Genomic DNA, 12,478 nt, shown 5'->3' with positions numbered 1-12,478 from the left:
TCCATAAAAACGACATCCGCAAACCCCTGCAGGCCTGCGGATGTCTTATTGAATTTTTCAAACTATTATTTATATCCGGTATTCTGATCAATTTTCGCGTCTGTATTCCGTTCTATTTCCGAGAAAGGAATCGGCCAGAGGTTATGGTACGGTTCAATGGTAAGGCCCGACTTCTCGTTGTACTTCTTATCGCGGTCGTACAGCAGTCCCATCCTGCACAGCGTCACCATCCGCAGTTCTTCCACATACAATTCCCGCAGTCTTTCATCGAGCAGGTAATCCATATTCACATCCCCTGCATTCACAGCCGCAGCATTAGAACGGGCGCGTACTTTATTGATATCGGTGGCAGCACTGCCGGCGTCACCTTTGCGGATATACGCTTCGGCCCGCAGCAGGTAGGTTTCTGCAAGGCGCATGAGGTAAGCATCTTTGCTGTATACATCGCCGCTGGCGTTAAACAGCATGCGGCCGCCGAAGGGAGACATGATGGGGTTGCCGTTCGCATCTTTCTGAATCACTTCAATGGGGAAGTCGCCTTCCGAGAAAGTGGCTTTCTTCAGGATGGGGTACCAGTTGCGGATGGTATCGTTGAAGTTGGTGGCTTTAGCTTTGAAGCCGTCTTTCACATACCATTTGCCATATGCATCGGAATTGGCCGGTACGCCATCCATCCTGAAATCGCGGACGATGTTGTACTCGCTGTTCCTGATATCGTTGGGGTCTCCCCAGATGGTGTACAGGAAATGTTTGGTAGGCCGTATCCAGCCAATGCCCCGTCCTGCCAGCTGATCGTTAAAGCCAAGCATGGCTGGCTGACTGGTTGGCGGCGCCCCGTTCACGGAAGTGTTCACCCGCAGGTTGGTGATATTGGGCATAATAGCCCATTGAATCACATCGCGTGCGGGAGATGCGGGGTTCAGGTAATCCGTCTGGATAACGAAGATCCCTTCCTTATTACCGCTGGTGCGGTTCTGGTTGTTCAGTTCAAAGAGGTCGCGGTATACATCCCCGGGTTTATCAGACCGCCGCCCGAAGCGGGCCGTCATCAGTGTAAGCGCCGGGTGATTGATGACCTGTGTGGCAGTGGCAATGGCATCGTCGTATGCTTTGAGGGAGATCAGTACTTCCGTCAGCAGATGTTGCGCCGCCTGTTTATTCACCGCACCATCTTTCACCGTTTCCACATTCTTCAGAAAAGCGATGGCTTCTGTAAGGTCTTTGCGGCAGAGCTGGTACACCTCATCGCGGGTGGCACGAACATAATCAGTCCGCGGCACGGATACTTCTTCCGTCATAATGGGCACACCGCCGTAGAGGTTGGCGAGCATATTGTAACCCCATGCACGGAAGAACTGGGCCTGTGCTTTAAAGAGGTTACGATCAGCTTCGGAAAGGCCCGTGGCTTTGGGTGCGCGGTTAATCACCACATTGGCGTTGGAGATCACGGTATACACGTTTTGCCAGATCACTTCCACTACGTTGAACGTGGGCACCATGGTGTTCTTATAATCGTTCAGCTTCACCGGCGGATTGTAATCCGTGGCGTTCACGGCAAAGTCGGTAGCATAGCGGAGTGAGAAATTCGCATCGAGGTTGATGCCGCCGAACAGGATATGCCTCATGCGGTTGTGCAGGTAATTCACGGCCGACTGGAAATCGGCACTGGTTTTAAGCGCATTGTCGGGCGTATAAAAATCGAGCGGTTCCTCTTTGAGAAATTCTTTGGTATTGCAACTGGCGGCAGACATAATGGCGAGTGCGGTCATGCAGCCGTATCGGATAATCTTTTTCATGCGTTCGGTGTTTAGAATTCAACATTTAAACCAACAGTATAGCTCCTGAGCACGGGGTAAGCCGAGATGTCGAGACCGGTACCCGTTTCAGGATCCCAGCCATCCCAATCCGTGAAAGTGAGCAGGTTCTTGCCATTGAGGTAAGCGCTCAGCCGGTTCACTTTCAGCTTTTGCGTGATGGAGGCAGGCAGGGTGTAGCTAAGCGTTACGTCCTGCAGCCGTACAAAGCTCCGTTGTACATAAGGCGAAAACGTTTCTCCGAGGGCGGTAGTGTAATAACCGATCTGGCGGAAGCGGGCATTAGGGTTTTCCGGCGTCCAGTAATCGAACTTGAAGAAGTTGTTATAGCGCATGTTATCCGGGTTGGGTAATGTGGTACCCGGCTGGCCGTAGTAGTACTTTTTACCACCCTGAATGGAGTTCACGAACATTTTAAATTCAAACGCTTTGTATCGAAGTGTGTTGAGGATGCTGAACCGGTAAGAGGGGTCGGAGTAGCCGAGGATCTTACGGTCTGCCGCCGCAGTGTAACTGCCATCCCCATTCACGTCTTCCACTTTATAGGTACCGTAGGTAAAGCCGCCGGGGATGATGCCTGCGTTATGATCCGCCACCTGCCACATGCCAATGATGTTGTAATCGTACGCCACGCCATATGGCTTGCCGATAAAGATTTTGGAAGACACGAGGTCATCTTCGCGCCCGTCTTTATTCGCATCGATACCCGTAATGCTCACCACTTTGTTGCGGTTGAGGGAGAAGCTGCCGTTGATATCCCAGCTGAAATCTTTGTTCCTTACCGGTGTACCGTTCAGCGCCAGCTCTATGCCTTTGTTATCCAGCTTACCGATGTTGAAGGGGATGCTGGTCTGCCCGTTGATGGAAGGAATGTTGACAGTATACAGCAGGTTGGAGGTTTGTGCGGTATAGTAGTTCACCTCTCCGGAGAGGCGGCCGCTGTAGAGGGAGAAGTCGAGCCCGAAGTTGAGGGTTTTAGTGGTTTCCCATTTCAGCCCGCTGTTGGCAAGACTGGCGATGCCCTGCCCCTGCTGCGCCAGTGCGTTATCCCCGAAGAGGTAACCGTTGGCTACGGAAGCGTTCATGCGGGAAAGGGTCTGGTAGCGGCCTACAGTACGGTTACCGTTGGAGCCATAGCTCACACGGAGCTTCAGGTCATCAACCGGTCCCAGTCTTTCTTTAGCCCATGGCTCTTCAATAATACGCCATGCGAAGGCGGCGGAAGGGAACACACCCGTTTTGTTTTCAGGACCGAAGCCGGAGAAACCATCGTTGCGGACGGTACCGGTGAGTACGTAGCGGTCTTTGTAGGAATAGATGAGGCGGTACATCTGGTACAGGCTCGCTTCCTTCCAGGCATCGGAGTTCACGGTCTGAAGGCTGGGCTGGCCCGCTTCAAGGCTGTTATATCCGAGAGCCGGGTTGGCGAAGTTGCTGGCATTGGCATTGGTTTGTTCGTAGTTACGCTTTTCATAACCGTATACAAACGTGGCGTTGATGCCATGGTCGCCGAACTCATTGCGGTAGCTGAAGATGTTATCCAGCGTCTGGTTATACTCGGAAGAGTTCATTTTGCTGCCGCTGCCGGTGAAGTTGGCGCCGTACAGGTTGAAGTTGAACTGCTGCTCCGTGATATAGTTGTTGCCGAAATTGATGCGGTAATTCAATCCTTTGATCCAGGGGATGGTAACATCTGCATACAACAGGCCGAAGAGGTTACGGCGCTTGTCGAAGTTTTTCTGTTCCGTTTCGAGGAGCGGGTTGAGGATAGAGCCATCGGGCAGGCGCACGGGCTTGCCGGTAGAATCGTAGGCCGGAAGGTAGGGAGTGAAACGCATGATATTGTTCAGCGTGGGCGACACGCCTGAATAATCGCTGATACCATAGCTTGCCTGCACACCTGCTTTCAGCCAGCTGGTAACCTTGTTCTCGAGGTTCACACGGAAGCTGTACCGCTTATAGTTATCGTTCACCACCACGTTTTCCTGGTTGGTGTAGCCGAGGGAGAAGAAGTAGGAAGTAGTTTCTGAGCGCCCGGCGATGCTGATATCGTGGTTCTGCATAAGGGGGTTGCTGTTGGTGAGCAGATCCCACCAGTTGGTAACCCTGCCGGCCTGGTAGCCTTTGGCAGATTCTGCGGAGAGCCTGCTCAGCACATCCCAGTTGGGATTGGGCGTGGTGAGATCGGTACCGGTACGGCTTTCGCTGATCCAGCGGTCGGCCACAAACTGCAGAAATCCGTCTTTATTCATGGGCAGCATATCCTTGTTGGATACCTGCGAGAGGGTGAGTGCACCATTGTAGGAGACAGTGGGCTTTTTGCCTGCACGGCCTGTTTTGGTGGTCATGAGCAGTACCCCGTTGGAAGCCTGGGAGCCGTAGATGGCTGTAGCACTGGCGTCTTTGAGTACATCTACCGAGGCAATATCTGCCGGATTGATATCGTTGAGGTTACCGCGGAAAATGATCCCGTCGAGCACAATGAGCGGGTTGGCGGTGCCGCTGATGGAAGTGCGGCCGCGGATGGTTACCGAAGGACTGGTACCTGCCCTGGTTACGGCGCCTACGTTCAGTCCGGGTACGGAACCCTGCAGCGACTGGAGGATATTGACGTTGGGGGATTCTTTGAAAGCTGCGAGGTTAGCGCGGGCGGTGGTGCCGGTCACGTCTTTTTTGCGGGCCGTGCCGTAGCCTATTACCACCACGTCGGTAACGAGCGTTTCCGCCTGCCGTTCCATGATGATCTGTAAAGGACTGCCGTTGTAAGTGATTTCCTGCGGTTTGAAGCCGATGTAACTCAGTTTCAGGACGGTTCCGGCAGCTACTGCGAGAGTGAACTCGCCTTTTTCATTGGTTTGTGTGGCTTTAGCGCCATCGCTGCTGCGAACTGAAACGCCTGCCAGCGGGGCGTTCCCTACATCCGTAACGCGGCCTGTTACTGACTGGGCGCTTGCTGCGGCATACATGCAGGTGGCCACCATGGCCAGCAGGCATCTTTTTAGCAAGCGGTCTAGCATCTTAACATTCATTTGATCAGTTATTAAAATGTGGAAGGAAAAATGGTAGAAATACAAGGCATATAGCTTTCCCGCACAGCTTTTTTAAAGCCATGCAAAGCAAAGATTCAATCGATTGTAATTGGGTTTTTAAAAAAAGTTACCTGTTGGTAACGGAAACTGACTGCGATTCAAAGTGGCTTTAATAATCAGACAATAGAAATGCTGCCGGGCTGCTGCGGCGGCAGGTAAAAGTGGTAGTACCTGTTGCTCGATTTTGAATGATAATTGTATCAGATCATACGTGTAACGCTTTTTCTAATCGTGGCTGTGGTGAATGACAAGGCTGGGTTCGTGGTCTGGTGCTGCGTTGTCAATCCCCATGTGTTAACAATAATATAAAAAATTATGAACCGGACAATGCAGGATGGTTTTCAAACCGGGGATATGCTAAAAAACGGTCAGACAAAAGCAAAATTCAACCAAGGCAGGCAGCATCAATTATCCCGTAATGAGTAAGTGTACCGGGAACACGAGGCTTACGGTGGTGCCTTCATCAGAAGTCTGTACATCCGTATATCCCTGAAATGCATCCACACGGGTTTTGATACTGTATAATCCTATCCCTGCGGCTTCTTTCTCCCTGCTCATACCATTCCCATCGTCTTCCACCATCAGGGTAAAGAGATCAGGCCGGCATTCGAGCTGAACGATTACGTGGGTTGCCGCGGCGTGTTTAATCACATTCCCCAGCAGCTCCTGCAGCATACGGTAGATCATCAGTTCATAAGGCCGATGGAAACGCACATGTTCGCCCAGTGAATAATAAGCGATCTTCAATGCATTATTACGGCCCATCTTTTCGCAATAAGCCCTGGCGGCGGCATCCAGTCCTTCTTCATACAGGAGCCTTGGCATGAGGTTGTGCGATGTATCCCGGATCTCTGCCACCGCATCGTTGAGCAATCCCAGCGTATCGCGGTAGGATGTGGAACCGGAAAGGTCCCTGTATTGCATTTCGAGGGAAGACAGGTACAGTTTCACACCCGACAAGGTAGCTCCCGCACCATCGTGCAGGCTCCGGGATATGCGGGCGCGTTCCTTCTCCTCCCCTTCCATGGTTGCCTTCGTCATAGCCAGTTCCGATTCCTTATGCAACAAATGCAGCTGCTGCTGTTGTAACTGCTGTTTCTGCCGGTAATGGAGGTACAATCCGCCGGTGAGGGCCATCAGCAGTATAAGTCCTGCTGCAAGGGCCGTTATCAGCAGGCCTGTTTTGCGGATCTCCAGGTCTTTCTTCGTGATCGACAGCTGCTGCTCTGCCAGCGATTTATCTTTTTCCAGCGTACGGTATTTCGTTTCCAGTTCATTTACTTTCGTGGCCACATCGGTTTTCTGGAGGCTGTCGCGGTACATCACATAAGCCGCCAGTGCTTCCAGCGATGCTGGTCTTTTACCCAGCTGTATGTAAATGTTCGTCAAAAGCAGGAAGTTCTCCATCAGTGCAGACACTTGCCCGGAACGCCGGGTATACACCAGTGCTTCGTTGCCATAATGTTCCGCCATGGAAAAATCGCCCGCAGTGTAATACACTTTGCCCAGTGCCATGTAGAGCGTGCTTTGGTGCAGGGGCACTATCTGTATTGTTTGGGATATTTTTTCCGCCGCTTTCAGGTAGGCAAGGGCGGAATCCTTCTTTGCAGGATTGGCGGAAAGTATTTCTCCGATCCCCACACGGCTGATGTACCGGTTGAGGGCATCGCCTTTAAGGTCGCTCAGCTGCATGGCTTCGTGATAGGCTGTCAGGGCATCCGGCAGGCGGTTGATATCCTCCATGAGATCGCCCCGGTTGATGATCATCCTGATCCAGTTACCGGTATCCTTGCGGAGGGCATACATCCGCCCGCTTTCCCGGTTGTAATACAAACCTTTCTCATGCTGACCCATGTTAAAGAACGCGAGGGATAGCCCGTTATAGGGATGGGCTTTTACCAGTGAATCCTCATAAGGCACCATTTTAATGGCTGCGAGGAAATGTTCCGCAGCGGAATCCGATTTCCCGGACTCAATATAATTATATCCAAAGCCTGTCAGCACCCGCGCGATGTTGGCACTGTCATTGATCTGCCGGTAAGCATCCAGCGCACGCCCAAAGGCCCTTCTGCTGGAATCATACAGGCCAGCGAAAAGACTCAGCTGCCCGATCATCTGGTTAGCCCGTGCAATGCCATACACATATCCGGCCTTCTGACTAAGCGCCAGTGCTTCGTGCGTAACTGCATAACCGGAATCGGGCAACACATCGAACAGGGCGATGGAGTATTTGATAAGCCGGTTTACCCGGGCCGTGTCACTCGCAGCTTCCGCAATCCTTTTACGGTGCGTTTCCTGCAATTCCCTGACAGACTGCGCATGCAGCGGTATTGCCTGCAGGAAGATAACTGCTGTCAGGCAGTAGCGGAATATGGTATGAAGCAGATTTGACATGGCTGATTAGTTGCTGCCGGCGGCCGGGCCGGTATGCGGTATGATGGGAAACTCCAGGTAGATGGATGTACCATCCGGTGAAGTATCTATTTCCATCGTTCCGCGGAATGCCGCTGCACGGGCTTTCAGGCTGTACAGTCCGATCCCTGTCCCTTCCTTCGGCTCACCTATCCCCTTTCCATTATCTTCCACCGTCATGGAAAATGCATCCGGACTAAAATTCAGCTGCACCATTACATGCGAAGCTTCCGCGTGTTTAATCACATTCCCCAGCAGCTCCTGCAGCATGCGGTAAGCCATCAGCTCAAAATGACTGTTGAATCGCATGGGCTCACCGTAAGACTGATATTCAAATTCCAAAGCATTATTGCGGCCCAGTTTATCACAATAAGCATGGGCAGCAGCATCCAGTCCGTCTTCAAACAACAGCTTCGGCATCAGGTTATGTGATGTATCCCGAATCTCGGTAACCGCTTCATTGAGCAGCCCCAGGGTATTGCGGTACGATGCTGAGCCGGTAAGTTCACTGTACTGCGTTTCCAGCGAGGATAAATACAATTTCACGCCAGACAGGATGGAGCCTGCACCATCGTGGAGGTTCCTTGCAATACGGGCCCGCTCTTTCTCTTCCCCTTCCATAGTGGCTTTCGCCATGGCCAGTTCGGATTCCTTTTGCATTAAGCGCATCTCCTGTAACTGCAGCTGCTGCTTCTGCCGGAAATGGATGAAAAGTCCGGCTGCGAGTGCCAACACCAATAGTAGTCCACCGGCCAGTCCGGTCATCATCATGCCTTTATTCCGGATCTCCAGATCTTTCTTTGTAATGGCCAGCTGCTGGTCTGCAAGCGACTTATCCTTTTCCAGCATGCGGTATTTCGTTTCCAGTTCATTTACTTTTCCGGTCACATCCGTTTTCTGGACACTATCGCGGTACATGATATAGTTGCCTAATGCTGACAGGGATTCATTCTTTAGTCCCAGTTTCATATTCACTTTGGTAAGCAGCAAAAAATGCTGCATCAGTGTCTGAACATGCCCTACTTCGCGAAGAGCAGGTTCTGCACGCAGCAGGTATTCCCGTGCAATGGAATACTGCCCCGCTTCGAAATGGGCCAAACCAAACGTTACCTGCATGGAACTGATGTATAGAGAAGGGATGTTCACAGACTTAGCAATTTCTTCTGCCTGCCGGAGGAATAACAGTGCAGAGTCTAAATGCGTTTTGTTATTGGCGAACAGTTCCCCTACGGCTACGCGGCTGTAGAAACGACCAAACTGAAACCGGGAAAGGTCACTGATGCGGATGGCTTCCCGGAATGAAACTGCTGCTTCTGCAGGGCGGCCAAGGCGGCCGTATTTATCCCCCATATTGATCAGCATTTTCACATGGTTCATGGAATCTTTCTTGTTCATGTATAATGAATCGGCCTGCTTGAGATACCCCAGGCTTTTTTCCAACTGCCCCATCTGGCTGAATGCAATGGAAAGCCCATTGTATCCGTCCGCCAGCCGGAAAGTATCCTTTGCCTTGCGATAGTAATCCAGTCCGTTCAGAAATGCATGCGCTGCGGAATCGATCCTGCCTGTCTGTAGCTCAACATTGCCGATGCCGGTCCATGAAATGCCGGCATAGGTATGGTTCCCGTCTTCAATCATGTATCCGAGCGCTATCCTGTAATACACCCGTGAGGAATCAAACTGCCCGAGATTGATGAAGCTGGTAGCCCGGGCGCAATTGATCATCCCCAGCTGACCATCGTATTTCAGTTTGTGGCTTATGGCAAGGGCTTTGTCCAGCACAATCATGGCCGTATCATCATCGACCTCCTGTAGATCAATGGCATAGTCTACCAGTAATTTCACGAGGGCCGTATCTTCCTTATGATGTTCGATCTTAGTGAGGTTTCTCCGGTGAATTTCCGGAAGCGTTTGCGCATTTGACAGGAGCGGCAGCAGGCACAATAGTGCGGCGGCAAGCCTCTTTAGTAATGTCAGGTTTTGGAATGGGCGTTTTTGCATGGTAATGAAGAGAGTAAAATGAAGTAACACAATATGTCTTAAGTCAATATGTTTGCCGGAACCGGAAACTCGAGGCTGACGGATGTACCATCCGGTGAGGAATCCACATCCATCGTTCCTTTGTAAGCAGCCACCCGTGAGCGGATGCCAAACATCCCGATACCGTCCGATATCTCCTGCGTACTGATCCCCTTCCCGTTGTCTTCCACCGTCATGGAAAAGGCGCCGGAGCGGAATGTTAGTTGTACCAGTACATGCGTGGCATCGGCATGCTTGATCACATTGCTGATCAGCTCCTGGAAGGTGCGGAAGGCCATGAGTTCGAAGTCATGGTTATACCGTACCGGGGAACCATACGACTGGAATTCGAGTTCAAAGCGTTCGTTTCTTTCCAGTTTGCTGCAATAGTCGCGGATGGCGGTATGAAGTCCGTCGAGGTGAAGGATTTTAGGCAGGAGGTTGTGGGATGTTTCCCTGATTTCCGTAACTGCTTCATTGAGCAGTCCTAATGTATCGCGGTAGGCATTGGAGCCAGCCAGTTCTCTGTATTGATTTTCGAGGGAAGAGAGATAGAGTTTAACGCCGGAGAGAATGGAACCAGCGCCATCATGGAGGTTACGGGCAATGCGGGCACGTTCTTTTTCTTCTGCTTCCATGGCTGCCTGTGCTTTTTCCAGTTCTGCTTCACGTGCCAGGGTAAGTATCTTCTGCGCGGCCAGTTGTTGTTTCTGCCGGGCATGCATCAGGTAAGCGCCGCCACCGGAAAGCAGCAACAATAATATACCGGTGAGTATATACAGCCCTGTGTTGCGGTTACGGATATCCAGCTGCTGGCGGGCGAGGTCAAGCTCCTTACGGGCCAGTTCCACATCCTTTTCCGCGGTACGGTATTTCGTTTCCATTTCGTTCACCGAAGCCGATACCTGTTTATCCTGCATACTGTCGCGGTATTCGGTATAGAGGTCGTAGGTTTTAAGGCTTTCCTCCTTCAATCCCAGCAGTATGTTCACTTTGGTGAACACGCGGTATTGCTTGATCATCATTTCGAGGTTGCCCAGCTGCCCTGAGATCTCCACGGCCTTGGCGAAGTAAGCCCGCGATGGGGCATATACTTTCTGCATGTAATACACCCGGCCCATGGTGGCATAGAGGATGCTCATGTATTGCTTGGCAACTGTGTTTTCCGCCACTACCTTTTCTGCCGCCCGCAGGTAGATGAGTGCAGAATCATATTTAAACTGCGTAGTGTAATAATCCCCCATGGCAAGCCGCCCGTAAAACCTCCCCAGCACAAACCCGGACTGGTCGCTGAGCGCTACTGCACGCAGATACATGGGTACTGATTCTTCATAACGGTACAGATAGTTCAGTTGCGTAGCCTGGTTGATCATGCTGCGGATGATGTTGGGCGTATCCCTGGCGGTGCGGAAAAGCTGCTCCGCTTTCCCGGAATATTCCAGACATTTCTCCCGTTGCCCCAGCTGGCTGAAAGCCGTACTCAGTCCGCTGTATGTTTGTGCGCGGCTATCAGGCTTGTTAGCTTTGGCGAATAAGTCCAGCGCCTGCATATATGCCTTTACGGCAGAATCCGGCGGACCGGTCTGCAGAAAGGTATTACCGATCCCTGTAGCGGCTTTAGCGGCATCTTCCAGGCTGTCTGTTGCCAGCAGTGATTCCAGCGCACTGGCATACAATTCCCTGCCGGGCAGGTAACCGCTGGTATCGAAGAGTAACTGCGCTTTATAATAGCGGCTCATACCTGTGCTCCAGGTATCGTTGGAAGCAATGCTTAACTGATGGACGGAATCCAGCAGTGCCATGGCAACACCGGGTGTTGAATCGGGAATGCTTTGAGCGGAACGAAGGAGAGCGCGTACAGGAGCAGTATCGCTTTTTATGAGTTGCTGATGTGCAGTAGCAGCACGGCGGGCGTTTTGCTGCCCGCATCCGGAAAAGCACACGATGGTTATTACAGCGGCCGGAATAAGCGGCCGCAGGCTGAATGAAGAGAGGATACGGAACATACCTGGTCCTTAATAAAATGACATAATACCTGCAGGCAGGGTGCATTTCAGTTTCATGACCAGGACAAGCCTGCCACATCGGGCACAGCAATATTGCCCCGGGAATGGATCCGGAATGCGCCCGACTGCTCTTAATAATACCAGGAATATGCTGCTAATATGCGCTGATGGCTGTTAACCGTTGGCAAAACTGTCCAATAAGTAAACTGCGCACAAACGAAAGTGCGTAAATATACTCAATTTCCGTATTTAATATTGGGAATTCAGGAAGCGAGGATCACTTTCACGCCACGGTCCTGCAGCATCTGCACCGTAGCGGAATCTACCTGGTTATCGGTAACGATGTAATCTACCTGCTCCAGGCTGCAGATGCGGCCTATGCCACGGCGGTCGAATTTAGAGCTGTCTGCCACTACAACAACTGTTTGCGCCAGTCCGATCATTTTCATATTCAGGCTTGCTTCTGCGAGGTTGGTGATGGAAAGTCCAAACTCCGGATCTATGCCGTCTACCCCTACAAACAATACCCCACAGGAAATATCGTTCAGTAATCTTTCCGCAAAGGAGCCTGCGGCGGCAGAGGAGCTTTGGTGGATGAGGCCTCCTATCTGCAGCACGTCTATATTCGGACGGTTACAGAGTTCGAGGGCTACTTTCAGTGCCGGGGTGATAACGGTGATATGTTTGGAGGGATGGAGGATGCGGGCGAGTTCGAATACGGTGGTACCGGAGCCGATAATAATGGAATCGTTGTGGCCGATGAGTTCCATAGCAGCACGGGCGATCTTCTTCTTTTCTTCCATGCGGATAAATTCCTTCTCATTGATCGGGCGCTCTATGGCGTAGGGGTTCTGGGTAGATCCGCCGCCTTTGGTGCGGAAGAGGAGCTTCTTTTCCTCCAGCAGCTTGAGGTCTTTCCGGATGGTGACGCCGGATACCTGGAGCATATCGCTCAGTTCCTGAATGTCTACTTTCCCTTTTTCCTGTAATTCCTGCAGAATCAGCTGGTGCCTTTCCGTGATGTTCATATGCGTGGCGGCTTTCTTAATGTTAAATTATCTTTCACCAAATGTACATTTTTTGGATTACAAACGGCAATAGCATCCTTTATATTAATGTTAACCATTGATTTGCAAGG

6 protein-coding genes are annotated in these 12,478 nt (G+C 51.5%); all 6 read right to left on the bottom strand.

What is annotated here, in order from left to right; translation table 11 throughout:
• Window positions 1–65: 65 nt before the first annotated feature.
• The 6 genes from DEV76_RS10500 to DEV76_RS10475 all read right to left on the bottom strand — a co-directional run bounded on the left by DEV76_RS10500 (window position 66) and on the right by DEV76_RS10475 (window position 12,368).
• Window positions 66–1,796, bottom strand: coding sequence for a RagB/SusD family nutrient uptake outer membrane protein (locus DEV76_RS10500; protein ID WP_109697860.1), 1,731 nt, complete (start codon window positions 1,794–1,796; stop codon window positions 66–68).
• Between the two features lie 11 nt (window positions 1,797–1,807).
• Complete coding sequence (locus DEV76_RS10495; RefSeq protein WP_232826924.1) at window positions 1,808–4,831, bottom strand: SusC/RagA family TonB-linked outer membrane protein; 3,024 nt, start codon at window positions 4,829–4,831, stop codon at window positions 1,808–1,810.
• Between the two features lie 480 nt (window positions 4,832–5,311).
• Window positions 5,312–7,297: a tetratricopeptide repeat-containing sensor histidine kinase gene (locus DEV76_RS10490; RefSeq protein WP_109697858.1), complete on the bottom strand. Its 1,986-nt coding sequence runs from the start codon at window positions 7,295–7,297 to the stop codon at window positions 5,312–5,314.
• A gap of 6 nt (window positions 7,298–7,303) precedes the next feature.
• Window positions 7,304–9,316 carry an ATP-binding protein gene (locus tag DEV76_RS10485; protein WP_109697857.1) on the bottom strand — a complete coding sequence of 671 codons (2,013 nt, stop codon included), beginning with the start codon at window positions 9,314–9,316 and terminating at the stop codon, window positions 7,304–7,306.
• Window positions 9,317–9,354: 38 nt separating this feature from the next.
• Window positions 9,355–11,340 carry a tetratricopeptide repeat-containing sensor histidine kinase gene (locus DEV76_RS10480; protein ID WP_109697856.1) on the bottom strand — a complete coding sequence of 662 codons (1,986 nt, stop codon included), beginning with the start codon at window positions 11,338–11,340 and terminating at the stop codon, window positions 9,355–9,357.
• Between the two features lie 263 nt (window positions 11,341–11,603).
• The gene (locus DEV76_RS10475; RefSeq protein WP_109697855.1) at window positions 11,604–12,368 is read right to left on the bottom strand and encodes a DeoR/GlpR family DNA-binding transcription regulator; all 765 of its coding nucleotides are present in this window, start codon (window positions 12,366–12,368) and stop codon (window positions 11,604–11,606) included.
• Window positions 12,369–12,478: the final 110 nt, after the last annotated feature.

This window comes from Chitinophaga deserti (assembly GCF_003149455.1).
Classification (GTDB): Bacteria; Bacteroidota; Bacteroidia; order Chitinophagales; family Chitinophagaceae; genus Chitinophaga; species Chitinophaga deserti.
Note: the sequence above shows the minus strand (reverse complement) of the source record. Positions and strands in the feature narration are given on the sequence as shown.